Consider the following 25,147-nt stretch of genomic DNA (forward strand, 5'->3'; position numbering starts at 1 on the left):
CAGAAGTGAACGATTCAATTATTCAAATAACCGCGAAGAACCTCGGGATGGACGCGCCTGAAGTGTCGGCCGTTATCAATGAGTTCATGTTGCAAATGCACCGGGCGCAGTTCGAGCGCAACGAAGAACAAGGAGGTAGCTACTTAGGCGTAAGCCAGATTGGCAATTTATTCAGGGCCCTACCTCGCCAAGCCTTTTTCCACTTTCTCGGTTTCTATGAATTCATGCAGCGTGACCAAGCCGAGTGGGAACGCGGTTATGCCAATGAATTTTTTGGGCGACTGGCCCCTCGCAACGAATGGCTTCCTTTTTCCCATCAAATGAGTGGTTGGAAGCGGGGCAACTATTGGACGCATCGTTGAGCATGAGCATGTCACCAAATTTGCCGCTGCACCGCTCTCTGCGTAGCCAGCTCGAAGCCACCGTCAAGGCCGCCCGCGACGTCGCCGAGAGGGGTGCCCACGCCGCCCTCAGCCAACTCGCCGTCGGCGAAGCCAGTGCCCCCGGTTACCTGACCGACGACCTCAAAGCCCTGCGCCGCCGCCTGCGTGCCCACGGCCGCGCCTTGGGCGACAAGAAGGCCAGCGACGACACCCAGCCCCTGCAGCACCTGGTCTGGGAAGTGGCCTACGAGCACTGGCACCGCATGCTGTTCGCCCGCTTCCTGGCCGAGAACGGCCTGCTGCTGTGGGAGCCCAGCGCGGCCGTGTCGCTGGACGACTGCGAAGCCCTGGTGCAGGAGGCCGACCCGGCGATGAACCTGGGCGCCAAGACCAAGTGGGAGCTGGCCGGCAAGCTGGCCGCCCGCATGCTGCCGCAGGTGTTCAAGCCGCAGAGCCCGGTGTTCGAGCTGGCGTTCGCGCCGGAGCACCAGCGCGAGCTGGAGCGCCTGCTGGCCGCGCTGCCGCCAGAGGTGTTCAAGGCCAGCGACAGCCTGGGCTGGGTCTATCAGTTCTGGCAGGCCAAGCGCAAGGATGAGGTCAACGCCTCGGAGGTGAAGATTGGCGCCGACGAGCTGCCCGCCGTCACCCAGCTCTTCACCGAGCCCTACATGGTCGATTTCCTGCTCCACAACTCGCTGGGCGCCTGGTGGGTGACGCGCCATCCCGGCCAGACCTGCCCCGTGCCGCTGACCTACCTGCGCACGCTGGAAGACGGCACGCCGGCGGCCGGCACGTTCGAAGGCTGGCCGGACCGGCTGGAAGATTTCACGCTGCTCGACCCCTGCTGCGGCTCAGGCCACTTCCTGGTGGCGGCCTTCCTGCTACTGGTGCCCATGCGCATGGCGGCGGAGGGCCTGAGTGCGATGGACGCGGTGGACGCCGTGCTGGCTGACAACCTGCACGGCCTGGAGCTGGACGCTCGCTGTGTGGAAATCGCCGTATTCGCGCTGGCCCTGGCGGCCTGGCGTTTCCCGGATGAGAACGGCGACCCGCTGGGCGTGCGCTCCGCCATGCCCGCGCCGCAGGTGGCCTGCTGCGGCCTGAAGGTGGCTGCTAAGCCCGAGGACTGGATGGCCCTGGTGCCGGATGACGCACCGAACGCGGCTTACCTGCGGCAGGAACTGCGCCTGCTGCACGCCAGCTTCGCCCAGGCGCCGCTGCTGGGCAGCCTGCTAGACCCGGCGCGCAGCCTGAAGAACGACCTGGCCACGTCGAGCTTTGACACCCTGCGTGACCTGCTGGGACGTGCACTGGCCACCGAACGTCCGGCGATGCTGTTGGGGCAGGCCAGCGAGCTGCAGGACGACAGCTGGGACTTGGCGCTTGCCGCCAAGGGGCTATTGGATGCGGCTAGGCGGCTGGGTGGGCGCTACCACCTGGTTGTGACCAACGTGCCCTACCTGGCGCGTGGGAAGCAGCACGACACGCTGAAGGACTACTGCGAGACGCACTACCCAGAGGCCAAGAACGACCTGGCCAACGTCTTCCTGGAGCGCTGCCTAGAACTGAGCCGCGACCAGGGCGCAGGCGTGGTGCAAATCGTCATGCCGCAGAACTGGCTGTTCCTTCGAACCTACAGCGAGCATAGGCAGGCACTTATCAGCAACAACCAATTTCAACTACTAGCAAGGTTAGGGCCGGGTGCATTTTCATCGATTAGCGGCGAAGTTGTTAAGGCAATCCTTCTTTCGGTTGCGCGGAATAAAGCAGGGGCGACACACCGCATTTCATTTTTGGACGCGAGCAACGTTTCTACGTTGACTGAAAAAGCTGCATTGCTGAAGCACACTGCTCTTGGCCGGCAACTTCAGTCGGAGTCAATGCGTAGCCCTGATTCTCCGTTGGTCATGGGTCGAACAGCTTCGGCCGGTCGCATCGGGGATTTTGCTAGAAGCTTTGCAGGAATTGATAGCGGTGATTCCATGCGATTTCGTCAGCTATTTTGGGAGCAATCGAAGCTAGGGGCTGGCTGGATTTATCAGCTTAGTTCGCCAGCGATAACTGCATCCTTTTCTGGCCGAACGCAGATATTGTTTTTCGAGGACGGGAAGGGGGCTTTGGCGGCTTGTCCGGGAGGAAGCATTCGGAATGTTAGCCAATGGGGCCGAATGGGCGTCGCCGTGACTAGGATGAGTTCATTACCTGTGACGCTTTCATTAGGGGAAAGTTGGGACAGGAACTGCGCCTTACTGATTCCTTACAAAGACGAAGTGTTGCTTCCGCTTTGGCGTTTTTGTAGCTCTGACGAATTTACACCGGCTGTGCGCCAAGTAAATCAGAAGCTGAGCGTTTCCGAAGCTGCATTCGAAGAGGTAGAGTTTGATTTTGATACTTGGGCAAATCGAGAGAATGAGCCAATAGATGCGCTGCCCAAGCCGTACTCCGACGACCCCACCCAATGGCTATTCCACGGCCACCCGCAACCCGCCACTGACCCGCTGCAAGTCGCCGTCGCCCGCCTGGCCGGTTACCGCTGGCCAGCCGAGACCGATACGGCGATGGAGTTGGCCGACGAGGCGCGCACCTGGATTGCGCGCTGCGACAAACTGGCCGAGCACACCGACGACGACGGCATCGTCTGCCTGCCCTCGGTGCGTGGCGAGGCGCCCGCGTACGACCGCTTGCTCAAGCTGCTGATTGCCGCCTGGGAGACCGTGCAGCCCGGCAGCTGGAAACCCGCCGTGCTCGACAAGCTGCTGGCCGATGCCGACTGCGTCGGCAAGGGCCTGGACGTCTGGCTGCGCGAGAAGTTCTTCGAGCAGCACGCCAAGCGCTTCCACCACCGCCCCTTCATCTGGCACGTGTGGGACGGCCTGAAGGACGGCTTTGCCGCGTTGGTGAACTACCACCAGCTCGACCACAAGAAGCTGGAGCGCCTCATCCACACCTACCTGGGCGACTGGATACGCCAGCAGGAGGCCGGCGTGCGCGACCGCATCGACGGCGCGCAGCAACGCCTGGCCGCAGCCCAGGACCTGAAGCGCCGACTGGAGCTCATCCTCGAAGGCGAGTCCGACGGCAAGACCGGCTACGACATCTTCGTGCGCTGGAAGCCGCTGGCCGAGCAGCCCATCGGCTGGAACCCCGACCTCAACGACGGCGTGCGTCTGAACATCCGCCCCTTGATGACCGCCGAGGTGCTGCGCCACAACAAGAAGCCCAAGCTCAACATCACCTGGGACAAGGACCGCGGCAAGGATGTGGAGAGTGCGCCGTGGTTCAAGGTGTTTGGCGGGGACCGCATCAATGACCATCATCTGACGGTCGCGGAGAAAATGGCTGCTAGAGGGCAGAAACCATGAACGTCACGCGCTTGCAGCTGTGGAACTTCCGGGGCGTTGAGCACCTGGAGCTCGATTTCACCGAGCGGACCACGGCTCTTGTCGGCGTCAACGGCGTTGGCAAGTCCACGGTGCTGGACGCCCTGGCGATTGCCTTGTCACAGCTGATTTGGCGCATCAACGGGCACCCGCTGAAATCCAGGCCGATTGCACTGGACGACATCCGTCACGGCGCAGAGTTCGCGCGCATCGAGTTGACCGTGCGGTTGAGAGGCGGCGATGTGACCTGGGCCATCGTCACCAACCGCAGGAAGGTGACGCAGGGCGACCCGCTCAGAAAGAGCGACCTCAATGCGCTGAATGAGGCAGTGCGGCTGCTGGACGTCGAATGGGAGCATGTGGAAACCGACCGGCAGGCCCCGTACAACCTGCCGCTGGCCGTCTACTACGACGTCAACCGTGCTGTGCTCGACATCCCGATGCGGGTGCGAGAACAACTCCAGAACAACCCCTACGAAATCTACCAAGACGCGCTTGACCACGGAGGCGCCGACTTCCGGCGGTTCTTCATCTGGTTTCGCAACCGTGAGGACTACGAGAACGAACAGCGACGGGACCATGTCCAGTTCAGGGACCAGGCGTTGGAAGCTGTTCGGACCGCAGTAGCCGCGTTCACGACCTTTCGCGAGTTGCGCATTCGACGCTCGCCCCTGCGCATGACGGTGAAGAAGGGGGCAGCTGAGCTGAACGTTGCCCAGCTGTCCGATGGCGAGCGGAACATGCTGGCCTTGGTAGGCGACTTGGCGCGTCGCCTCAGCGTGCTTAACCCTGGCCTGACGAACCCCAATGAGGGTGCAGGCGTAGTGCTCATCGACGAGATTGACCTGCACCTACATCCCCGCTGGCAGCGAGAAGTGGTTGGCAGCCTGGAGGCGACGTTTCCGCATTGCCAATTTGTCCTAACGACGCACTCGCCGCAGGTGGTGGGCGAGTTGCAGCCGGCATCCGTTGTGCTGCTTCGCGATGGACAGTTGGTCGGGCATCCGCAAGCCAGCTATGGATTGACCTCTGGCCAGGTGCTGGAGGAAGTCATGGACGGCTTGTCGCGCACGTCTGATGTGAAGGCGCGGCTGGACTCCATCTTCGCGAACCTGGAACGTGGGGCGCTGCTCAAGGCGCGGCAGCTGATTGCCGAATTGAAGCAGGAAGCGCCCAGCGTCCCCGAACTTGCTGGCGCCGAAGCGCTGCTGAGGCGCAAAGAGGTGCTGGGGCGATGAGGCACTTCGTGAAAGGCGCTGCACCGGCAAGTTTTGATGACTGGAAGGCTGGGGCCAACGACGCTTGGCAGCCCAGCTACGGTGGTTTGCAGAACCCACAGAAGCGGCACTTGCATCAGGCGCTGCTGGATGAACAAGGCAAGCTGTGCTGCTACTGCGGGCGTGCCGTCACCCTGGCCGACAGCCACATCGAGCACTTCCGGCCGCAAGAGCAGCGTGGCGACCTGGCGCTCGACTTCCAGAACCTGTTTGCCTCCTGCATTCGCGAGACCAAGCCTGGGGCTCCCTTGCATTGCGGGCATGCCAAAGGGCATGACTTCAACGAGACGCTGCATGTCTCGCCGCTGGACCCGACGTGTGAACACCGTTTCACGTACACGCTTGACGGCGCCATCCTGCCAAGAGATGCCGGTGCCACCTACATGGTGAGCTTGCTGAAGCTTGACATCGAGTTCTTGCGCCACCGCCGTGGCGAGGCACTTGCCAGCGTGTTCGATGCGGCGTTCATCGCGTCGGTCACCGATGACGAACTGCGGCAGTTGGCGCAGGCGTACCGAGGGCCGGATTCAACCGGCACTCCCGCCAGCTTCGGGCACGTGCTGGCTCGTTTCGCGGAACAGATGCTCGAAGGTGCTGCATGACGATGACAGTTCTGTCCCGTCTGGCCGAGCTACTGACCAAGGCCGCCGACGGCAACTCCCACACGGCCGCTCCGACGGCAGCGGTGCTTTGGCCCGACAAAGACCGTCAATGGGAGCCGGCCATCGGCCGAATGCGGCAGGTGATGCCCAACCTGCTGACACTTGGAAGCTACGACGTTGAGAGCCGCTCCGGTCCGTCCATTTGGCTGAAGTGCGCGATGGCTGGGCTCGTGCCTGAGGTGCCAATCAACGGCGTGCCGGTCCTCTACCTGCCTGGTGTCAGCCGGGCAGAGCTGCGTGCCATCGAGAGCTGCCCGAGAGACTTGCAGCCGCTGGCTGAACTGCAATACCGCGGCGTCTTCTGGAGCCAGGCCAACGCGAAGGACTGGACCGTGAGCGCCTTGCTATCTTCAAATAACGGCGGTCTCGGCCTGGATGTTGCGCAAGACAAAGCAACGCTGGAAGCGCTTGGCCAAGCTCTGCAGGCGGGCGTGCTGTTGGAGCGGCCTGTCGTCGAGTTCCAAGGACGGACCATCAACGCGGAGTGGCTGCTGAGCCTGCTGGCGCCCAACCCGACCCGAGACCTGCTGCAGTGGATGAACGCGCCCGACCCAGTGCGCCAGCAATGGGGCGATGTGCTCTGGGATGTGTTCACGAAACGCTGCAAGTTTGACTTTGGCTTTGACCCGGTAGCCGACGGGGTGCTGGTGGCGGCCGAGCGTCTGGCCAAGGGCGAAGGCAAGTGGGCCGCGGTTGCGGTGCTGTACCGCGACTCGTTCGCCAGCTTCCCAAACGTCTATCCGTTGCTGGCCAAGGTCCAGCCGCCGCAACTGGGGCTCTTCCCGGACGAGGAACAACTGGCCGGCTACCCGCAGGCCAACGAGGAAAGCGAAAACTCGCTGCGTTATGCCTTAGCAGCCTGCGCGAACATGGACGCGGCCCAGGCGCGCGCAGCGGTCGTTGCCGCGGAGAAAGAACACGGGTTGCGCCGCAACTGGCTGTGGTCGCGCATGGGCCGGTCACCGCTGGCGGCCGCGCTGGAGCACCTAGCCGAAGTGGCCCAGCGAAGCTCAACCCTGCCCCTCGGGCAGACGCCAACGGAGCTGGCAGTCAACTATCAGCAATCGGGATGGCAAGTCGACCAGGCAGCACTGAAGGCGCTTGGCTGCGTCCACGCAAAGAGTGACGCTGAACCCGTTGGTGCAGCCCTGCGCGCGATGTACCTGCCCTGGCTGGAGGAATCCGCCAGAAGGCTCCAGGAGGCGGTTAAGGCCGCGGGGGGCTTGAAGGCATTGCCGGCTCAAGGCACCGGAACTCTGACGGAGGGGACTTGCACGGTCTTCGTCGACGGCTTGCGTTATGACGTCGCCCGACTGCTGGAGCAGCGCCTTTCGTCGCTGGGCATCACCAGCCTCGAAGCCGACTGGACCAGCATGCCCTCGGTCACGGCATCCGGAAAGGCGTGGTGCTCGCCGGTGGCCAGCCTCATCGTCGGCACGGCTGACGATGTTGACTTCCAACCCAGAGTGACCGCCGACGGCAAGCCGCTCTCAGCCCACAACTTTCGGAAGCTGCTAGCCGAACAGGGTGTCGTGCCCCTAGAGAAGCACGAGACCGGGGACCCGCAGGGCCGGGCATGGACTGAAGCCGGCGACCTTGACCACTATGGGCACGAGCATGGCATCCGCTTGGCGCGGGACATGACGACCCAGCTTGACCAGGTCGTCGAGCGCATCACCGAGCTGGCCGATGCCGGCTGGAAGCGCATCCGTGTCGTCACTGACCACGGTTGGCTGTTGGTTCCTGGTGGACTACCAAAGTCGGAGTTGGCGAAGCATCAGGCTGAGACGCGGTGGGGACGCTGCGCGGTGCTTAAGGACAGCGCTTACGGCACGCCGCTGACCTTCGGCTGGGACTGGTGCAAGGATGTACAGGTGGCCTATGCGCCTGGGGTGACTAACTTTGTGGCGGGCACGGACTACGCACACGGTGGTATTAGCTTGCAGGAGTGCCTAGTCCCCGTCCTGCAACTGGAATGCGCCAGTACGACGGTACCTGGCGCCGCCGTGACGATTCAGTCGGTCGCTTGGAAGGGTCTACGCTGCACGGTCGTGGTGGCCGGTGCTTCGGCGGGCCAGCGGGTCGACATTCGCACCAAAGCGGCGTTGGCTTCCAGTTCGCTAGCGGCTAGCAAGCTGTTGGACGGCGGCAAAGCCAGTCTGGCAGTGGCGGATGATGAGCAGATGGGCGCAGCCGCCGTGGTCGTAGTACTGGGAACTGAAGGCGAAATTCTGCAGAAGCAGGCGACCACGGTAGGAGAAAGGTGACGATGCAGCTCGACGAACTGGACCGCAAGGCCACGGCCGCCTACGAGGGCTATGTGGTGCGCAAAGACTTGGTGCGCACCTTCAGCCGCCAGTTCCCGGTGCCTACCTACGTAGTTGAGTTTCTGCTCGGTCGCTATTGCGCGACGACGGACGAAGCCGAAATTCAGGAAGGCCTGGACATCGTGCAACGGCAGCTGGGTTCTCGCACCGTGAAGGCTGGCGAGGAAGAGCTGTTCAAGGCCCGAGCGCGTGAATCCGGGTCCGTGAAAATCATCGACATCATCACGGCCCGGCTTGACTCCAAAACCGATTCGTATGTCGCCACCTTGCCCAGTCTGAGGCTGAATGAGGTTCGGCTGACGCCAGAGATGGTCAAGGACAACGAGCGCATGCTGACCGGTGGCTTCTACGCTGAGGTCACGCTGGGCTACGACGCCTCCATTGCTCAGGAAAAGGGTGGCCGCCCCTTTGGCGTGATTGCCCTGCGTGCCATCCAGCTGTCGAAGCGCGAGGTGCTGGACGCCTTGGCCAAGGGCCGCGAACAATTCACGACTGCCGAATGGCGCGACCTACTTCTGCGCAGCGTGGGCTTCGAGCCGGAGACCTTGCCCGAGCGGGCCAAAGACGCGCTGTTGCTCCGCATGGTCCCATTCGTCGAGCGCAACTACAACCTCGTCGAACTCGGGCCTCGCGGCACGGGCAAATCGCACCTGTTTCAGCAGGTCTCGCCGTACGCGCACCTCATCTCTGGCGGTAAGGCCACGGTGGCCCGCATGTTCGTCAACAATGCCAGCGGCCAACGGGGCCTGGTGTGCCAGTACGACGTGGTCTGCTTCGACGAGGTGTCAGGCGTTTCCTTCGACCAGAAGGACGGCGTCAACATCATGAAGGGCTACATGGAGAGCGGCGAGTTCTCTAGAGGTAAGGAAAGCATCCGCGCGGATGGCTCCATCGTGCTGGTGGGCAATTTTGACGTCGACGTGGAGCACCAGCAGCGTATCGGCCATCTGTTCGGCCCACTTCCGCCCGAAATGCGAGACGACACGGCCTTCATGGACCGCATCCACTGTTTTCTTCCGGGCTGGGATGTACCAAAGCTGAATCCGGAGCTGTTCACCCAGCACTTTGGCTTAGTCAGCGATTTCCTGTCCGAGTGCTTCACTCAGCTGCGCAACCAAAGCCGGGTATCAACTCTGCAGGGGCGGGTCTATTGGGGCGGCGCGCTCTCAGGTCGAGACCTCAACGGTGTCAATAAGACCGTCAGCGGGTTGCTCAAGTTGCTGTATCCAGACGCGGCGACATCAGTCACCGACGAGGACTTGGAGTGGGCCGTTCGCTTGGCGTTAGAGGTACGGCGGCGAGTTAAAGAGCAGCAAAAGCGCATTGGTGCAGCTGAATTTCGCAACACCCACTTCAGCTACACCATGGGTGCCGAGGGAATTGAAAAGTTTGTCAGCACGCCAGAACTGCAAAGTCAGGGCGGCATCGGCGACGAGCCGCTCGAGTGCGGCCAGATTTGGACACTCAGTCCCGGCGGCCAGGACGAACACCCAGGGTTGTTTCGCCTGGAAGCTACTGAAGGGCCCGGCAGCGGCGTTCGCGTCCTCAATAACCCGGTGCCGGCGGCCTTCAAAGAATCCATTCGCTGTGCTGAGCAAAACCTCTATGCACGCTCACAGCAACTAGTCGGCGACCGCGACCCTCGGTCGCATGAGTTCTCGGTCCAGTTGCGTGGATTCGACGCAGCCAAGTCGGGGACTAAGACCGGAGTGGCGGCCCTCTTGGCCTTGTCCAGCGCCTTGCTGAAAAAGTCGGTACGTGGCGGCGTAATAGTCGTGGGCGAAGTGACGCTAGGCGGGACCATCGAACCCATTCACAATGCAGTAACGCTCGCGGAAATTGCGGTCGAAAAAGGAGCTAAGTCTTTGCTACTGCCGGTTTCTTGCCGCCGACAACTATTCGACCTCTCCGATGAGATGGCAACCAAGCTCGATATTGAGTTTTACCAAGACGGGCGGGATGCCTTGCTGAAAGCTCTTGCGGATTAAGTATGACTTGGAAGCAAATTACTCTCAGCATAAGAGAATATAAGCATACTGTGTCCACAGTCGACTGTGTCAGGACAAAGTACAAACGAGCTTCGGCTCCACAAGCGCACTATCCAACCATCTCTATTATGGCAGATAGGGACTCTGTTTGAGATGCCCAGTCTTCAATGTCTTCAAAAATCAGCAAAGCGGTAGTCAAATACAAACTTATACCCACCGGACTACCGCCAGCTGTTTTTCACTAAAACAACCAAAAATCGTCGACCAACTAAACAGCCTTAATTGGCAGCAACGCCATCGCCACCGCTCGCGCCTTTCCTTTTGGCACACTGCCTTGCCAATTCCATCCCCACATCCGCGAGCAATTCGTCCATATTAGGAACGTCAAAATAGCCCTCCACCTTATTCACAAAATTAAAAATTTCGTGAATATTCTCCAACGAAGTCGGCAACCTATCCCCTCGACACAACAGGGCTTTTTGCAAAAACAAGCCGGCCGCATTCACAAAGAGCGTGGCTTGCGGGAGCAAACTCACCACGACTTCTTGGTACTCGTAGTATGCCTCTTGCACGCGGTACAACCTATTCGCAAAATGTGCGACTTGCGTTTTTAACGAATCTGGAGTCACCTCTCGCAGCTTTTGGTGTGACTCATCCTCAAACATCAGGCCAACCTCACTTCCTTGTGTAGACCACACATCCAGTTTACGCGACAAGCTTTCCGCATAAAGTGCCAGCACAGCAACCATAGGTGCAGTAAAGCCTTCTGTTTCCTGGGCCTCCTTTAAAATCTCATGCATTGCCCGCCCCAACATATGCAACGGCCGCTCATTCAAACGCAGGTCAGTTTCCCTCATGCCATCCTCCAAGCTTCGTTGTCAAAACCATCGCAGCCTTAATACACGTCGGGAAAACTCTCGACGGAAACTTAATGCCGCAGTGCGAACAATAAGAGCACGACACAAAGACGAAACTCAACCCCCCGCGAAACCAGAAAGACAGCATGACCCGATGAAAATCACCAAAAAAAATGCGTGCAAAAATCTATTTTTAAAGCTCACTTTGTTAAACATCGACGACCAAACAAAGTTTTCTACGAAAAGCCAAGTAAAAACATGTCAAACAAGCATGTCATACCGCTTCCACCTTTACAAGGCTTACATTACATTCGACGGACAGCACTTACTCGGCCCGCAGATTCCCCAGGAAACCACGCACAAATCAATGAATTTTCATCAATATAAAAAATTCGAATTCAACGTCGCTAACTGTGCAAATGTCACGCTTGCCGCCTTTTAATCTTTCCGTCGAAAAACAGCACCTTGACCATAAAAATTTGATTTTTCTCTTTTCCAACAAGGCTCAAAATTGTCCCTGTGTAGAAATCAATTCCAACAATGCCATGTTGCAATTGGATACAAATTTGTCTTTGGCTTCAAGAAAATTCGAGCGCCTAACCCACTTGTCGTCTTTCGCCCCTCTCTGGATGCGTAGCGAGCTTTCAGACACATCAAGAGTTGGCCAACCTACAAACCCACCTGCGCTACATCGACTTGTCGACGACTTGCACAGCTTTCACCAATATCCAGCGTCCTCTTGGATGTACTTAAAGTGGATTTGGTCTGCGTTTCGCCGACCGTGCCTCCAAAATCAACTGGCGACGAACACCCGCAAGACGCTATGGCGGTCAGCGACATGCTGTCCGCCATAGCGATAACATCAACCGCCGCACTCCTATGTACGAACAGGCTAGTTCCGCTTGCGCCCGATATAACCGCATAAAAATCAGAACGCCGGTAGTTTCCTGGTTATTGCCTCGCCTGGAATACCCATTATTTCAGTGGTTATGTTTCGCCGTATCTACAATTAATCGTCTTCGTCCGACCGCACCTCTAACCCTAGTCGGATTCCGTGAGCGATACGCACCATGGCGGCCACATCTCCGGCACCACGCAGATAGTCAGGCGACATGCCTTGGGCTTTCATCTGCGCCTTCTGATTCGAAAACGCTCCGTTGACGAATCGGCGGAGTTCGCCCGCCTCCGTCACAACCTGCACGACATAGTGCCAACCCCGGTTTTTCCGGTGGTGCATCGCTTCGCCTTCAAACAAAACATCGCCGGGGAGCAGTTCTTCGTCACCCCGGAGATATTTGCCAGGGATGTCATTTGCCCCGTTCACATCAGCAGGCAACGGCAGCGACTGCCCCTTGCGAATGATTTTGGCCCAGTAGCGGCAGCGGGAATCACAAGGGTAAAGCGAGACAGAAAAGCTGTTCATGTCGAGTCCTATGAGGTCACGGCCAAGTGCCGCAAACCGTCTAAGGACCGGCTTTTATCTTTCGACCTTTTATCTCGACACACCCGACGAAAGGCCAGAGATTTCATCCGTCGGTAAACACTTCTTTCCCATCAGAATCGCACGGTCGGTACTTCGCAACCGTGTTCGTTAAACCAGGCCAGCCAATACTTTCTCCATGAACAAAGGGCCAGCATCTGTCGGATGCTGGCCCGTCCTGTTGTTATTTAATTTGTGGTGAATAGAGCCAAAAGCTCTTCTCCTAGGGAACGACAGGATTTGTGTGGGTCTGCGGGCATTGGAAGTGCCGCATGTGGCTGCTCGTTGTGCCGTATGCCGTCCACGCCTTGCCTTTGTGCCATCTCGCTCTTGGTCACGACTACGCGCCGGCGAGCGATTTGGCGCAAATCGCCTTCCTGCACGATATGCCAGCCGGGCAGCCGGGCAAGCTTTTCCAGTTCGACATCAAGCTGTCGAAAGCGCCGCGTGGTCGAATCAGTACTTTCGGCATTTGAATACAGTCGTGCCAGAAGCGTTGACGTCTTGAACAGGACTGCCTTGCCAGGACTTACCGCTTGACTCAACGAGGCATGCAATGCCCGGCCCAACTCGGTCCGAAAGCTGAATCGCTCTTCGAGATTCACTGCTGCGTATTCCCGCCCCACAAGCGCACGGTGCGCCAGTGGGCATAGCGAAAAGCCCACCCGCCCCTGTTTTCCTCTTGTGTAGGTATAGTGCAAAAAAGGATGCGTCGTTTCGTCACCCTTAATGACCTTCAATCTAAGCCCGGCGAGGCGTTGCAGGGCGCCGGCAATCGTTGCTCCGCCGGAGCCTCCGCGCGCAATGCGCGCGTGAAGCGCCACTTCGTCGAGCGTTGCGCAAAATTGGGCTTCTGTTACATCACTTGACACTCGCTGGAACAAGTACGGTATTGACTGCATTTGCATTCGTGCAATAGCAAGTAGGGCAAGCAGCACGGTCTGGTCACTGATTCCCAAGGCTTGCGACGCTGTCCACAAGTACTGTTTTTCGCCACGCGTACACATCGATGACGAGGGCGGGCGATTTCCACGCTGAAGCGGCTGGAACACCGGGCACGCCAGAAGCGCTGGCGGGCAGTACGCAATGAGCTCAGGCGTCATGCCGACTCACCCATGTCGCGAGTGCCACGGTTCGCCACTAGCGAAAGCACACCGTGGCTATTGCGCTGCAGAAAGCAACCGCCCTGCAGGCTGCGGTAGTTCGCCTTCACCAGGTCCATCTGCACTAGCGCACTGCGCTTCACGCCCAGCGGAAGGCGTTGTGATGCGCTCGACGCTGCTCCAGCCCCGGCATCCCTTTCGCCCTTGCCCGGGGTCGACAGGTTCAATTGCCAACGCACAGTGTCAGTAATCGAGAGAGACCCGCGACCGGCTGATGCCTGATTTCCCATGCCGTTCACGACTGACAGCTTCGTGACGTGATGGGCGACGACGAGAGCGCATTCGTGCTCGACGGCCAGCCGCTGCAACTGCCGCAGCAACGCAGACATCTCTTTCGAGTCGTTCTCGTCGTCTGGATTGAAATGCCGCAGCGGGTCGAGCATCACGAGCCGTGCGCCACGCACGATGTCGTCCAGCTCCGCCGGCACTGGTCGAGCACCAGACACTTGCGGCAGGGGATGGCCCGCCAGTGGACTAATAACGAGATTTCGACTCAGTCGTTCAACGACCTCGTTCCACGTTAAGCCGAGAGTCGGGGCCCAAGGCTTGTCGGCCAGCATCAAGCCATGCACGGCGGCCGTGAGGCGTCGGTGCATGACGGCTTCGGTTTCTTCAGCCACCAGGAGCACCGCGCGCGCGGGCTCGACTGCGGCGCACTCGTTGAAGGCCTGATGAAGGAGGGTCGGAATCCCGAGGGCGACGGCCATGGCGAGCTGCAGCTCGAAGTACGTCTTGCCGATGCCGCCCGGACCAACCAGGGCGCCCACCGTGCGCACCTCGAGGCCAGGCAAAACGAAATCGGGGTCGGACGGAGGCGAATGCAGCGCCTCGCGGATGGACAGACGCGGCAGAGACGGCATGGCCGCCAGCGGGGGTTCATAAAGTGTGTTCATGCACGAGCACATGGATACGAGAGCGCCCGCCCGATGCGAGCGCCATCCCGACCATCGACAGGTGCTGACAGCGATGGCTGCCAGTAAAGCCGGCGGATTTATTCGTGCCGAGAAAAGAGCCGGGCTCGACGCGAAAGCGCCGAGCCCGGGAGCGGAATGGCTGTTGTGCGATGGCCAGCGGCGAGTCGTCAGCGAATGAAAGCGCTGCGTCTACGTGAAAGAGTCAGTGTTCTGCCAGTTCGACTTCTCGGACAGCGACGCCGGGGAGCAATGATGGCCACGCCTGCGGCTGCGACAAGTAGACATGCAGCAGCCGATGCACAGCGCCGCTGTCAGCCGTCGGGACGACCGGCCGGCCGGGACGCGGCGCCGGCACGCAGAGCGTTGCTTGCAGCGGAAATTCGAGCATGCGTCCGAGCTCACCTCCTACGGTAGACAGCACGAGCGTCAGGCATCCCGATTGCCAGCAGTCATGCAGCCAGCGGGAAAACACGGGATTGCCGTATGCGGCAACGACTCGCAGCTGAAGGTCGGCAAGCTGGAAGACGACGACGGCAGCCTCGCTTCCATCCCCGACGGGCACGATGCGAACGTCGCATGCGACTGGCTTGCTTGCGTCTTCGAACTGGTGGAACACCGAGTCACGCGCAATGACGAGCAGGGAATTGACGGCCGTTCGGTTCAGGCTGTGGCGGTCCTCAGGACGCGCCAATGGCACGACGAGTGTCGGCTGGATGATGGGGTGCATGTCCTGCATGGGTTCTCCTTTTGAGGGGTGTCCTGCCCTGTGTAGAAAACCCAATGCGTCATCACGAAGGTGATGTGCCCTTCCGGCGAACCCGCTTCCGGCCCACGCCGGCCTCGACCATCGCTGCCAGGAGCCGCGAGAACGCATCGCGCGTTTCCGCTGCCAAGGCCGCTTTGTTGGGAGCCAGCGCATTGCGAGGGTCACGGTACCAGTCAACACCGGCATCAATCACCGACGGCAGGCTGCGCGCGCACCGCTCGCGGCGCTCGACATCACGACGCGCACGAGTGGCGTCTACGAGCCGCTGTGCTTGCACCAGCTCGTCCTCGGTCAACTTCTGCCGAAGCTCGTCGGGCACATGCTCGGCATCCTTGCCGAGACTGCCCAGGTAAACCGAAACGCCCCTGCCCCGCTCGGCGCTGTAGACAATGCGAATGAGCGCCCAACTGCGCTCGCGTTCTCGAAGCTGCATGCCGGCTCCTGACTGCATGTGGATGGAGCCACGTATAGATACTCAGGAGCGTGGCGCCGACTGCTGTCAGGGCCGCGGTCATCGACCGGTGCTGACTGCGAGACGTAGGCTCGGTAGGGGCACGAGTGGCGGTGTCATTCAAGAGCGTCGGTGTCGATGAGCAAATCACTGCGGAACTCGTCGTTTTCGAAGACCAGCTCGTCCACGTGCGCAGCGCTGCGCCGGTTTTCTGCATAGCCTCGTGGATTGGCGACCACGCGGCAGCCGTCGACGCGGTAATCGAAGCAGTCGTGCACATGACCATGCAGCCACAGGTCGGCCTGCGGCATCAACTTGCTGAGGTCGCTGACAAACGCGGCATTGACCAGCGACCCGTCGAAGCGCGGATGGACCGAGCGCGGATGCGGAGCGTGATGGGTAATCACGACCGTCCTGCCCTGGAAAGGGCGCGCGAGTTCCGTCCGCAGCCAATGCCTTGACGCCTCGTGCTCGGCCAAGGCCTGCGCCGCACCGAAGGCCGTGCCTTGACAGAACGCGATGGCACGGTGGTCCCAAATGCTCTGCTCAGCCGCCCTCATCAACTCTGCTTGTGAACAGCCGTCAGGATAGCGGTAGTCCGTCCACAAGGTCGTCCCGAGGAAGCGCACGCCGTCTAGCTGAAAGGCCTCCCGTTCAAGGTACCGAATCGGCGTACCCGCGGTCAGCTGGCGCGCCTGGTCTCGAACCGCATCGACTCTTTCGCTGTAAAACTCGTGATTGCCGAGCACGTAGAGCACCGGTACCGGCCAGTCCCCAAACACTCGCACGACATCCTTGACCCGTCCGATGTCCCCGGCAAGCACAAGCACTTTTGCCGCCGGAACGGGGCGAATGAGAGGTTCACCGGGAAACCGCGACGTCAGATGTTCAAGGTGCAAGTCGGACGCAAGTTGGATGCGCATGGCGGGCGAGCCAAAGGGAGGATGGAGACGGGAACCTGGTGAACGCGTGGGCGCACGCACGCCCTAATGATGTCGCGCGTCACCAGCGCCGGCAAAGCCGTTGGTCAGGCATCAGCCGCCAACCCACTTCACGTCGTGCCTATACGAGTCGCAGCACCTTCGCTGCAAGGACATCGAAACAGGACATCGACATGAAGGAAAGAACCCATGCAGCCCGGACGCCGAAACCAGACCGCTCGCATCATGCAGCGCCTGCGCTCGCAGCTCGGAGCCGCGAGTCATCGCAAACTGCCCCGACAGCTCTTGCGCTGTCGGCGACGCACTCGACGCCCCTGGTCCACCTCCTTGTAAAGGAGTCGCTGCGACGACAGCAGAACATTGACCAGCTCGCGCGAGAGCTTGACTGTCAACCCTTGTACCTGCGGCAACTGGCCGAGGGAACGAGAAGCACGGAACATGTCGGGCAGGCGTTTGCCGAGAGCTGCTCCCGGTATCTGCGCGTTCCGACAGCGCTCGTAAAGCTCTGGTCCGGCCGCCTGCGGCTGACCGACTTCGACTGGCCGGCGACGGCGCTGGAAGCACTGCATCCGCAGCATACGATTGCCATCTTGCGCGAGGACCCGGTACTCGGCCCCCTGGTGCCGCCCTCGCTGGACACCGCGCCGGCCGAGCTTCAGAGCTTCATCGCGACGATGTACGCCGAGTCCACAGGCAACGTGCCGACGTCGTGGCTCGCAATGCCGCGAGCGCTCGATTGTCTGCAGCGTGCCGCGCTTGGCGAAGATGCTTTCGAAAAGAAGCTTTCGTCAGCGCATACGCGCGAGAAGCAGCAGCCCCAAGGGCAGCGGCGGCGCAACATCGCCGCGAACTCAGGTTGCGACCGTGATGCGGAGGCCTGCTGATGCATCTGAAGCTACGAATCAACGACCGCGATGTATACGTGCGCAGCGGCATGGTCCTGACTGACGAGGAAGTCCGCGAGTTAGCGCAAGACGTCGTTCAAGACGCCAGCTCGTTGCGAGGCGCCGCCGTGGCCATCGCGCTTCCCCATGACATATGCAATCGATTGCATATTGAGGGGGCAAGGCATGAGCTTCATGTAGGCTTGGTGCTGACTCCGACCGGCACTCGCATCCTCCGCCTCGTATTCCAGGTCGAGGAAGTGCAGTTGTGCTTCTTTCTGCACGCGGGCGACAGCAGAACAAAGGCGCTCCTGGAAGCGATGCGCTCACGCTTCGGCCTTCTCGCCTCCAGCGAAGAAACGCGTCAGCTGTCCTGGTGCCACACAACGCTCGATTTCAAGGACGCACCGGCGGTGCTCGCTTTGATAGCGAACGATGTCGAGCTGCCAGCGAGCACTGTGCGGGCTGACGTTCTCGCATACGCCGCAGCCGCTCCTGCATGGCTCGCACCGGTCAGCCTTATTGACGGGGTCGATGTCGGCACAAGCGTGGTCGTCATTCCCGCGGTCAACCCGAGCGTCGCGACTGAGGTTAGACAAACGGTGCATTGAACTTTTCAAGGGCGTCAGCATTCCTGCTGACGCCCTTTTTCCATGCGCGGTTTCCACGTGGAAACCGGCCGCAGTACGCACCAGCAGCTCGCCCGGCTCGCATGAGCGCAATGAAATCGCCCCGGGGTTGAACCCGGGGCGATTGAACGACTAGAAGGACCTTGCGCTCCTGCTCCGTCGCCGTTCCTGAAGTCCTCGTCCCCGAGGACACGCGAGAAGTGCCACCTTCACGCGCGGAGTAATGCTCACACACGCCCCTCCCGAGGCCACGACCTCGTCGACTGCTCCGACCTTTCGCCGCACATCACATCCAGCTGTTCTGCGATGTTGGCTCGACTCGCGCTCTTGCGGGCGCTATCGCTACTCAGTCGGTCTCCCACACTTCCCGTTGCTGCCCGACTGCCAGTCGGACCGGGGTCAGTGCTTCCCGTGTTAGCCACAAGGACCAGTGCTTAGCGCAGTGTCTCCATTGACGCGATGCTCTGCGAGGTCTCCTCGCTCACCCCATAACACGTATCGTGCATGCAGGTTTTCCCAAGGCCAGGTTTCCAGGACGCCTTTGGTACTCCGCGACAACTTCATCAACAACAGCTTGAACGGCCTGCGGCCGCCCCTACGCATCACACCTGGAAATATCCCTCGTCGGGGACACTTATCCGCTTCAGCTATCAGAAGGGCTCTGGACTTGCGTCCAGCGCGCCTGGGTGCGCCAGTTCTCCCTTGCACCCCTGTCGCCTTTCGACGACCTCATCAGACTGCGGCTCCTCTGCGGTTCGACCCTCTCGGGCCGCCCCGCGGCGGGGTTGGCTACCCGCATTCCTTGTGACAGGTCCTGCCGGCATTTCTTCCGACAAGCCATGTGTCCACGTCGCCCAAACCTGCATCTCGAATGCATTCACGAATGGGGTCGAAGCAGGGGATTTCACCCCGCAGCGCCCCGTTGCGACGAGCGGCAGTCGTTGACCGCCACCCGCATTGCCGCGCCAGCACGATTAGGTGCACGCGGCTGCCGCAGTCTCGTCCCATTGGCAATGGAACGATGGGCCATCCGGCCCGGTCGTCGTGTGCGAGGGGTGGCACCCTCGACACCACGGTTCAGTGTGTGAGTGAGCCGCCCGGTTTCAGCGACACGCAAATGCGTGCTGCGTATAGCGCCGACGCCGGCGGCGTTTGCGTCTTCAAGGTCCTGCGCTGTGCGCCTGTGCTTCGCCCAGAGGAAACCTTCTTGTTTCCGCACCGCGCGCGGTGCCTATACCCCTCAGCCCCCTGCTTCGCAGGGCCTGCACTTGTTTACGCACGCTGCGCGTACCGCGCGCTGCGCTTCCTGAGAGGGCAATGAACTCACTGAAACGCTATGACCCGGTGGTCTTCGACCATAAGACTGCCTTCATGCAGCGCATCGCGGACTACGTCCGCCTCGGCTATTGCTACTGGCAACTCACCGAGGTTCGCGTTGAGCGCGCCTGGGCGCTCGCGCAGAAGTTTCGGCGTCTGTACGAAGTGCATCTGCATCGCAATCAGCGGGCCCGTGCACGTGCAAACGGCGAAGGCTCCGCATACGCACTCTGGTGGCAGCAGCATGCGGACTCGCTCGTGGTGTGCCTGCTCGTCACACCCGGGTCGCATGCAGCGCATCGCCTGGAGCGTCTTCGCGATGCAGCGGAAAAAAACGGTCGCATCGCCCTTGGCGACTACGAGCTCCGGCGGCATCAGCGCCCCGGAGCGCGCGGCCCTTCGTGGACGTGGGCGCTCTCCGCTGAAGCGTACGAAGGATGGCGCGCACGAGTTATCGGTGATGTGCGTCGCGGCATACCGGCCGATGACATCACCGCCGAGCTCGTGCGAATGCCCGGCTTCGCCGGCGTGCGTGCACAGGTCAAGGCGCTCAATGCGCTGGTCACCGGCGAACATGTCCGTCGCGGCGGGTCGGCGGGGCAACTCACGCGTCGCCGCATTGCATACGTCCAGCGCACCGCGAATCGCGGCAAGCGGCTCTCGACCCTCCACTGCGTCAGCACCGCCACGCCTGCCGCCATCGCCAAGCCGACCGTCACTTCCGCGTAGAGGCATTCATTCAGCCGTGGAGTCCGTCCATCAGGTCCGTCATCGCACGCGAACCTGACCGTCGCTTGTGCCGCCGGCCCTATCCGGCATAGATGCGCGAGTACGGCTAAAAGTGGTCGGTAGACATATGCCCAATCCCCAAAGGAGGCGCACATGCTCCAGTACCACGACATCACTTCCCCGCTGCCGCACTCGTCCCGACGCCTGCTCGATGACAACGGCGAACTCGCCGAGTCGTTGTCCACCGCGAGTCGCGGTCTCGTCTCTTATGCCCTCGTGGCCAAGGCCATCGTCGAGCACACCTGGCGCCTCGACGACGACCTGCGCGCAGCACTGAAGGACCTCATAGACAGAGCTTGAGCACAGACGCTCGGCTACTCACCGTGGATGAGAGGGTGTCATCCTGCGGATGACACCCAACGGCGCCAAAGCCCGTGGCAGCACGGGCTTTCAGCGTTGCATCGTCGGGGGGTGGCATCGCCAGATAACTGCCCCGCCGAGGACGCTCTGACGCGCGCGCCCTTGTCAGCCACTGCGCTTACTGTCCGTTCAATTCCCTCAGCCTGGCCTGCTGGCGAGCCTGCTGACGCACGACGGGATTGCTGTCGCGCTTTGCGTCATGGGTTGCCCGGCGTCTGCCCACTGCGGGGACTTCACCATCGTTGACCGGAGCGGCTTCGTCCGGACCCGATGCCGGCTGCGCATCGTCGGACCTGACGCGACGGAAGGTCAGTTCCAGGAATGCCCGGAAATCTTCCGGATGCCAGTACTCGCGGCTGGCAAACTCCACGGGCGGCGGCAGCCGCCCCTCGCGGATGTAGTTGTCGATGGTCTTCGTGCAGACGCCGAAGATGGCGGCCGCATCCGCCTTGGTGAGCAGCTTGAAATCGCAGAGGGACATGGGAGACATCGCAGGGTTGCAATGCCTCGTCTAGCGCCCCGTGTTTATCCGGCGCGGGGCGCTTGTGGCGCACCTTCGCTCCGCGGCCGAGAGGCGACGGACTCACCTGTGGCGTCCCGCACGATGCGCGATGCCGGAAACGCGATGACTCGCGCCCCGACCTCGCTGGACGCCGTAGATGCGGACGCCACTGGCGCGCTGGCGGTAACAACCGGCACCTCCTTGGCGATGAGGCCAGCTTCCGACTGCGCGTCCGGCGAGCAAGACGGGGGCGGTGTGGCCTCGACCGCAGGGGCCGGCACGGATGGCGCCTCGTCGGCGGCATCGGCAAGCGTCGTGACCTCGGACAGCGGGACGTCGGCTGCCTTGTTCAGGACCTTGCGTCCACGATGGACGCGGAACTTCGCGCTGTCCTTGAAACACTCGTCGAGCTTCCTCGCCAGGCGCGACGAACACAAGTGGGCGTACCGCATGAGCATCCGCAGGTCCCGGTGACCGCTGAAAACCTGCAACTCCGGCAAGGTGAACTTCCCGCTCTCGGCCAGTCGCGACAACGCCTCGTGGCGCGCGTCGTGGATGCGCAGGTCGGTGATGCCGGCTATCGCGCAGGCCTTACTCCAGGCGCCCACCACGTAGTCGACGCCCATGTCAAAGACCCGCTGGGTGCCGCGAGGCAGGTCGCGCAGCAATTCCAGCAAGTCTTCCCGCAGCGCGAGCTTGCGCGGACGACCGTTCTTCGTCTCCGGCAGGAAGGCGGTCTTGGCGTCGAAATCGATGTGCTGCCACGGCAGGCCCAGCGTCTCGCCCCGGCGCGCGGCGGTCATGACCTGGAACAGATAGAAGACCTGGAGATAGGGCACGACCTCGGCAGTCTCGCGAGCAAGCGGAAGCAACTTGGCGCGGACTGGTGCCAGCACCTTCTTGCGGGCGCTATTGCTCGAGAACACCTGGTCGGCGAGCGCCGCGTTGGCGAGCTCGCTCAACCGGGCTTCGACGGCACGCTCGAAATCCAGCGTGGCGAAGGCCTCCAGCAGACGACGCTCTTCATCGTCGCTGATACGGCGGTCGCGCTCGTTGAAATACTTAGGGCGACGGACCGCGTCCATCGGGTTTTTGGCCAGCGGGTAGTCCCAGACGACGATGGCGACCTTGAAGATGGACTTCAGGCGGTCGATTTCGCGGTCAACGGTACTCGGCTCGACGGCCTCGAGACGGTCGCCGATGAAGTTCTCGATGTCGACGGTCGTAATCTCGGACAGCGGCTTGTGAATCCAGGCCAGTTCGTCACTGCTGCGACGCATCTGGAATTTGCCCTCCCGCACGGGAAGGCCCTGCTGGCGCAGTTGCTCCCGGTACTTCTTGAGCAGTTCCAGACCGGCCGAGCCGCTGTCGGCAAGCCATCCCTCCAGCGAGTAGGCCAGCACCTGATGGCTCTTGTGCTTGGGGGCCTCTTCGAGAAGGTACCGCACGATGAGTTCGGCCAGACTGACCTTCAACGACGCTGTGTAGTCGACGAACAGGCCGCGGCTGCGCTCTTCGGCCGTGCGGGCGATGAACCGCTCCGCGTCCGTGCGCGTCTTGAAAGTGGCGGTGAGGGCTTTGTGGCCCTTCTCGCGGATGCGGACAAGCCAGCTCTCATCGAGCTGCTCGACGCGCGGCTTCAGGCGTTGCGCCCGCAGCGTTGCTATATAGGCCTCGACATCGTCGAGCTTGTTGAAGCTGAAGTGCTGGGTCAGGTCGTCGCGGTTCTTGACCGTGACACACAGGCGGCTGCGATTGGTGATGTCGGCCATGAAAGTCTCCGGTGGATAAGGGAGACTTCGTTAGCGAGACGGTTTTAGCCGGGAGGGGTTCTGGGCTGAAAAACCTGCTCGCGTGGAACAGATTTGGAACAGAACCGCCAGAAACACAAAAGCCGCAATATCTGCGGCTTCGGTAAGTCCTTGATTTACAAGGAAAATCCTGGTCGGGGTGAGAGGATTCGAACCTCCGGCCTCTACGTCCCGAACGTAGCGCTCTACCAGGCTAAGCTACACCCCGAATCGCAATCAAGCTGTGCGCTCAACCGCGAAAGCACATAACAATATCAGGCTTTCCTTGAATTGTGAAGCCTGCACACCAGCAATGCATCGCAGCGCCGTTGTTGTCTCTTCTGCGGCACGCCGGCGCGTGTAGGCGAGTGCACCCGATTCATGCAGCGCTGCCGTGATGGGTTCGATCGCGCTTGCATCGCCGTCGACGATTGCCTGCCGCACCAGCGCGCGTTGCGCCTGAGTTCCGTGATCGCGCAAGTAGATCATCGGCATCGTGGGCTTGCCTTCACGGAGATCGTCGCCAAGGTTCTTGCCGATCTCGGCCGCATCGCCGGAATAGTCGAGAACATCGTCGATCAACTGGAAGGCCGTGCCGAGATGACGGCCGAATGCGGCGCATTGCAGCGCGAGATCACGATCCACACCCGCCAGGATCGCGGCGATGTGCGCGGATGCCTCGAACAAACATGCGGTCTTGTACTGCACCACCTGCATGTACTGCGCCTCTTCCACATCGGGATCGTTGCAGTTCATCAGCTGGAGCACTTCGCCTTCGGCGATGGTGTTCGTCGCGTCGGCCAGCACTCGCATGATGTTCATGTCGCCGGGCTCCAGCATCATCTGGAAGGAGCGGGAATACAGGAAATCGCCGACCAGCACGCTGGCGGCATTGCCGAAGGCCGCATTCGCGGTCTTGCGACCGCGCCTCAGCGAGGACTCGTCCACGACATCGTCATGCAGCAAGGTCGACGTATGGATGAGCTCGACGACGGCCGCCATCGTGTGATGGTGCTCGCCGCGATAGCCAAGCGCACCCGCCATCATCAGCAGCAGCGCTGGCCGCAGCCGCTTGCCGCCGGACGACACGATGTACTCGGCCACGGTTTCGACGAGCGCGACGCCCGAATGCAGCCGGTCGCGGATCACGCGGTCGACGGCACGCATGTCATCCGCAATGGGGAGGAGGATCTCGTTGACGCTCAAAGGGGCAACTGCGGTGCTCAGGGGTTGCAGACCGGAATCGGCCCGAGGCTCTTGATTCATAAGGGGATTTGTTTGACAGGCCTGCGCGTGCCGGCTAGTATAGCCAGTTCCCGAAAGCGGTCCCCTCGGCCGCTTTTTTGTTTAATGACTTCACTTGAAGTCAAGAGTTATGCGAGGTCCAGATGTACGCGGTCATAAAAACCGGAGGCAAGCAGTACAAGGTTGTCGCCGGCGAGAAGATCAAGGTAGAACAGATTGCTGCGGACGTGGGCTCGGAAATCACCATCAGCGAAGTGCTCGCTGTGGGCGCTGGCGAACAGATCAAGTTCGGCGCGCCGCTGGTATCCGGTGCAAGCGTCAAGGCGACGGTGGTAAGCCACGGTCGTCACGACAAGGTCCGCATCTTCAAGATGCGGCGCCGCAAGCATTATCAAAAGCGCCAAGGTCATCGTCAGAACTACACCGAACTGCAAATCTCGGCCATCGAGGCCTGAGCGCAGCCGGACGATCCACAGGAGCATTTCATGGCACACAAAAAGGGTGGCGGCTCAACCCGTAACGGTCGCGATTCAGAATCAAAGCGTCTGGGCGTCAAGGCCTATGGCGGCGAAGTGATCAACGCCGGTTCGATCATCGTGCGTCAGCGCGGTACCCAGTTCCATCCCGGCGAAAACGTCGGCGTGGGCAAGGACTACACGCTGTTCGCGCTGGTGAACGGCAAGGTCGAGTTCACGGTCAAGGGTCCGGCGCGCAAGTCTTTCGTGCGCATCGTTCCGGTCGAGGCCTGAGCTTCGTACCACGACGTTTCCGCACGCCGGAAATTCAAGGGCCACGCTGGGCGTGGCCCTTTTCATTGCTGCCGGTGAATCCGTCGGGAGTCGAACATGTAGATTGTTGAGAAAGCGCGTATCGAGGTCCACGCCGGCAAGGGTGGCAACGGTTAGGCATCTATGAGGCGCGAAAAATTCGTGCCATTCGGTTGGCCGGAAGGAGGCGAGGGCGGGCGGGAGCGCAGGATGGTAGCAGAGGCCGCACGCAACATACACACGCAGCACAGTGACGACTACAAGTGCATGTAGAA

General features: G+C 61.1%; 22 protein-coding genes, 1 tRNA gene and 1 pseudogene. 13 read left to right on the top strand and 11 right to left on the bottom strand.

From position 1 onward, the window contains the following. Window positions 1-5 precede the first annotated feature (5 nt). From B9P64_RS24795 to brxL, 6 genes are read left to right on the top strand one after another with little or no spacing between them, the layout of a single operon-like run. Complete coding sequence (locus B9P64_RS24795) at window positions 6-362, top strand: hypothetical protein (RefSeq protein WP_139826498.1); 357 nt, start codon at window positions 6-8, stop codon at window positions 360-362. After that, complete coding sequence (locus tag B9P64_RS23170) at window positions 299-3,745, top strand: Eco57I restriction-modification methylase domain-containing protein (protein WP_235840109.1); 3,447 nt, start codon at window positions 299-301, stop codon at window positions 3,743-3,745. Before B9P64_RS24795 ends, B9P64_RS23170 begins: the two co-directional genes overlap by 64 nt. Beyond that, on the top strand, window positions 3,742-5,001 hold the full coding sequence (locus B9P64_RS23175) for an AAA family ATPase (protein WP_085318436.1): 1,260 nt from the start codon (window positions 3,742-3,744) through the stop codon (window positions 4,999-5,001). Before B9P64_RS23170 ends, B9P64_RS23175 begins: the two co-directional genes overlap by 4 nt. Next, on the top strand, window positions 4,998-5,642 hold the full coding sequence (locus tag B9P64_RS23180) for a retron system putative HNH endonuclease (protein ID WP_085318437.1): 645 nt from the start codon (window positions 4,998-5,000) through the stop codon (window positions 5,640-5,642). Before B9P64_RS23175 ends, B9P64_RS23180 begins: the two co-directional genes overlap by 4 nt. Continuing rightward, on the top strand, window positions 5,639-7,969 hold the full coding sequence (pglZ, locus tag B9P64_RS23185; RefSeq protein ID WP_085318438.1) for a BREX-1 system phosphatase PglZ type B: 2,331 nt from the start codon (window positions 5,639-5,641) through the stop codon (window positions 7,967-7,969). The genes B9P64_RS23180 and pglZ overlap by 4 nt, the downstream gene beginning before the upstream one ends. A 2-nt stretch (window positions 7,970-7,971) precedes the next feature. After that, complete coding sequence (gene brxL / locus B9P64_RS23190) at window positions 7,972-10,017, top strand: protease Lon-related BREX system protein BrxL (protein WP_085318457.1); 2,046 nt, start codon at window positions 7,972-7,974, stop codon at window positions 10,015-10,017. A 278-nt stretch (window positions 10,018-10,295) separates the two neighbouring features. Here brxL and B9P64_RS24800 read toward each other — a convergent pair whose 3' ends face one another. From B9P64_RS24800 to B9P64_RS23215, 7 genes are all read right to left on the bottom strand, one after another. Continuing rightward, complete coding sequence (locus B9P64_RS24800; RefSeq protein WP_139826499.1) at window positions 10,296-10,874, bottom strand: hypothetical protein; 579 nt, start codon at window positions 10,872-10,874, stop codon at window positions 10,296-10,298. Window positions 10,875-11,883: 1,009 nt separating this feature from the next. Then, the gene (locus B9P64_RS24805) at window positions 11,884-12,297 is read right to left on the bottom strand and encodes a hypothetical protein (RefSeq protein ID WP_139826500.1); all 414 of its coding nucleotides are present in this window, start codon (window positions 12,295-12,297) and stop codon (window positions 11,884-11,886) included. A 245-nt stretch (window positions 12,298-12,542) separates the two neighbouring features. Then, window positions 12,543-13,457 (bottom strand): replication protein C, IncQ-type, encoded by a 915-nt coding sequence (repC, locus tag B9P64_RS24810; protein WP_139826501.1) that lies wholly within the window; start codon window positions 13,455-13,457, stop codon window positions 12,543-12,545. Continuing rightward, on the bottom strand, window positions 13,454-14,410 hold the full coding sequence (locus B9P64_RS23200; protein ID WP_176256946.1) for an AAA family ATPase: 957 nt from the start codon (window positions 14,408-14,410) through the stop codon (window positions 13,454-13,456). Before B9P64_RS23200 ends, repC begins: the two co-directional genes overlap by 4 nt. 223 nt (window positions 14,411-14,633) lie before the next feature. Then, a complete protein-coding gene (locus tag B9P64_RS24815) occupies window positions 14,634-15,167 on the bottom strand; it encodes a hypothetical protein (protein ID WP_139826502.1) in 534 nt (177 codons plus the stop codon). Window positions 15,168-15,219: 52 nt separating this feature from the next. Then, window positions 15,220-15,630 carry a hypothetical protein gene (locus B9P64_RS23210; protein ID WP_085318442.1) on the bottom strand — a complete coding sequence of 137 codons (411 nt, stop codon included), beginning with the start codon at window positions 15,628-15,630 and terminating at the stop codon, window positions 15,220-15,222. A gap of 134 nt (window positions 15,631-15,764) precedes the next feature. After that, the gene (locus B9P64_RS23215) at window positions 15,765-16,571 is read right to left on the bottom strand and encodes a metallophosphoesterase family protein (protein WP_085318443.1); all 807 of its coding nucleotides are present in this window, start codon (window positions 16,569-16,571) and stop codon (window positions 15,765-15,767) included. Window positions 16,572-16,762: 191 nt separating this feature from the next. Here B9P64_RS23215 and B9P64_RS23220 point away from each other — a divergent pair, with 191 nt between their 5' ends. From B9P64_RS23220 to B9P64_RS23240, 4 genes are all read left to right on the top strand, one after another. Further along, the gene (locus B9P64_RS23220) at window positions 16,763-17,473 is read left to right on the top strand and encodes a hypothetical protein (RefSeq protein WP_139826503.1); all 711 of its coding nucleotides are present in this window, start codon (window positions 16,763-16,765) and stop codon (window positions 17,471-17,473) included. Next, the gene (locus tag B9P64_RS23225; RefSeq protein WP_139826504.1) at window positions 17,473-18,084 is read left to right on the top strand and encodes a hypothetical protein; all 612 of its coding nucleotides are present in this window, start codon (window positions 17,473-17,475) and stop codon (window positions 18,082-18,084) included. Before B9P64_RS23220 ends, B9P64_RS23225 begins: the two co-directional genes overlap by 1 nt. A gap of 1,335 nt (window positions 18,085-19,419) precedes the next feature. Beyond that, complete coding sequence (locus B9P64_RS24820; RefSeq protein WP_139826505.1) at window positions 19,420-20,148, top strand: hypothetical protein; 729 nt, start codon at window positions 19,420-19,422, stop codon at window positions 20,146-20,148. 153 nt (window positions 20,149-20,301) lie between these two features. After that, complete coding sequence (locus B9P64_RS23240; RefSeq protein WP_085318448.1) at window positions 20,302-20,508, top strand: hypothetical protein; 207 nt, start codon at window positions 20,302-20,304, stop codon at window positions 20,506-20,508. 178 nt (window positions 20,509-20,686) lie between these two features. On the opposite strand, the gene B9P64_RS23245 is transcribed toward B9P64_RS23240, so the two are convergent. From B9P64_RS23245 to B9P64_RS23260, 4 genes are all read right to left on the bottom strand, one after another. Continuing rightward, window positions 20,687-21,049 carry a helix-turn-helix transcriptional regulator gene (locus B9P64_RS23245; RefSeq protein ID WP_085318449.1) on the bottom strand — a complete coding sequence of 121 codons (363 nt, stop codon included), beginning with the start codon at window positions 21,047-21,049 and terminating at the stop codon, window positions 20,687-20,689. A gap of 44 nt (window positions 21,050-21,093) precedes the next feature. Further along, window positions 21,094-22,842 (bottom strand): site-specific integrase, encoded by a 1,749-nt coding sequence (locus B9P64_RS23250; protein WP_085318450.1) that lies wholly within the window; start codon window positions 22,840-22,842, stop codon window positions 21,094-21,096. Window positions 22,843-23,012: 170 nt separating this feature from the next. Beyond that, window positions 23,013-23,089 (bottom strand) — tRNA-Pro (locus tag B9P64_RS23255). Window positions 23,090-23,097: 8 nt separating this feature from the next. Further along, window positions 23,098-24,066, bottom strand: coding sequence for a polyprenyl synthetase family protein (locus tag B9P64_RS23260; protein WP_407919702.1), 969 nt, complete (start codon window positions 24,064-24,066; stop codon window positions 23,098-23,100). 182 nt (window positions 24,067-24,248) lie between these two features. Between B9P64_RS23260 and rplU the strand changes: the two genes are divergently transcribed. From rplU to obgE, 3 genes and pseudogenes are all read left to right on the top strand, one after another. After that, entirely contained in the window at window positions 24,249-24,560 is a 312-nt protein-coding gene (gene rplU / locus B9P64_RS23265) for a 50S ribosomal protein L21 (RefSeq protein ID WP_085318452.1), read from the top strand. A gap of 30 nt (window positions 24,561-24,590) precedes the next feature. Further along, window positions 24,591-24,854, top strand: a complete 264-nt coding sequence (rpmA, locus tag B9P64_RS23270) for a 50S ribosomal protein L27 (RefSeq protein ID WP_085318453.1) — start codon at window positions 24,591-24,593, stop codon at window positions 24,852-24,854. 102 nt (window positions 24,855-24,956) lie between these two features. Beyond that, a pseudogene (obgE, locus tag B9P64_RS28335) lies at window positions 24,957-25,115 on the top strand (GTPase ObgE); the annotation flags it as partial. Window positions 25,116-25,147 lie beyond the last annotated feature (32 nt).

This window comes from Derxia lacustris (assembly GCF_002105195.1).
GTDB lineage: Bacteria > Pseudomonadota > Gammaproteobacteria > Burkholderiales > Burkholderiaceae_E > Derxia > Derxia lacustris.

Excerpts from the sequence above, each read along its gene's own strand:
- B9P64_RS23170 (WP_235840109.1), top strand. The coding sequence starts at position 299 with ATGGCTTCCTTTTTCCCATCAAATGAGTGGTTGGAAGCGGGGCAACTA.
- B9P64_RS23175 (WP_085318436.1), top strand. The coding sequence starts at position 3,742 with ATGAACGTCACGCGCTTGCAGCTGTGGAACTTCCGGGGCGTTGAGCAC.
- B9P64_RS23180 (WP_085318437.1), top strand. The coding sequence starts at position 4,998 with ATGAGGCACTTCGTGAAAGGCGCTGCACCGGCAAGTTTTGATGACTGG.
- pglZ (WP_085318438.1), top strand. The coding sequence starts at position 5,639 with ATGACGATGACAGTTCTGTCCCGTCTGGCCGAGCTACTGACCAAGGCC.
- brxL (WP_085318457.1), top strand. The coding sequence starts at position 7,972 with ATGCAGCTCGACGAACTGGACCGCAAGGCCACGGCCGCCTACGAGGGC.
- B9P64_RS24800 (WP_139826499.1), bottom strand. The coding sequence starts at position 10,874 with ATGAGGGAAACTGACCTGCGTTTGAATGAGCGGCCGTTGCATATGTTG.
- B9P64_RS24805 (WP_139826500.1), bottom strand. The coding sequence starts at position 12,297 with ATGAACAGCTTTTCTGTCTCGCTTTACCCTTGTGATTCCCGCTGCCGC.
- repC (WP_139826501.1), bottom strand. The coding sequence starts at position 13,457 with ATGACGCCTGAGCTCATTGCGTACTGCCCGCCAGCGCTTCTGGCGTGC.
- B9P64_RS23200 (WP_176256946.1), bottom strand. The coding sequence starts at position 14,410 with ATGAACACACTTTATGAACCCCCGCTGGCGGCCATGCCGTCTCTGCCG.
- B9P64_RS24815 (WP_139826502.1), bottom strand. The coding sequence starts at position 15,167 with ATGCAGGACATGCACCCCATCATCCAGCCGACACTCGTCGTGCCATTG.
- B9P64_RS23210 (WP_085318442.1), bottom strand. The coding sequence starts at position 15,630 with ATGCAGCTTCGAGAACGCGAGCGCAGTTGGGCGCTCATTCGCATTGTC.
- B9P64_RS23215 (WP_085318443.1), bottom strand. The coding sequence starts at position 16,571 with ATGCGCATCCAACTTGCGTCCGACTTGCACCTTGAACATCTGACGTCG.
- B9P64_RS23220 (WP_139826503.1), top strand. The coding sequence starts at position 16,763 with ATGAAGGAAAGAACCCATGCAGCCCGGACGCCGAAACCAGACCGCTCG.
- B9P64_RS23225 (WP_139826504.1), top strand. The coding sequence starts at position 17,473 with ATGCATCTGAAGCTACGAATCAACGACCGCGATGTATACGTGCGCAGC.
- B9P64_RS24820 (WP_139826505.1), top strand. The coding sequence starts at position 19,420 with ATGAACTCACTGAAACGCTATGACCCGGTGGTCTTCGACCATAAGACT.
- B9P64_RS23240 (WP_085318448.1), top strand. The coding sequence starts at position 20,302 with ATGCTCCAGTACCACGACATCACTTCCCCGCTGCCGCACTCGTCCCGA.
- B9P64_RS23245 (WP_085318449.1), bottom strand. The coding sequence starts at position 21,049 with ATGTCCCTCTGCGATTTCAAGCTGCTCACCAAGGCGGATGCGGCCGCC.
- B9P64_RS23250 (WP_085318450.1), bottom strand. The coding sequence starts at position 22,842 with ATGGCCGACATCACCAATCGCAGCCGCCTGTGTGTCACGGTCAAGAAC.
- rplU (WP_085318452.1), top strand. The coding sequence starts at position 24,249 with ATGTACGCGGTCATAAAAACCGGAGGCAAGCAGTACAAGGTTGTCGCC.
- rpmA (WP_085318453.1), top strand. The coding sequence starts at position 24,591 with ATGGCACACAAAAAGGGTGGCGGCTCAACCCGTAACGGTCGCGATTCA.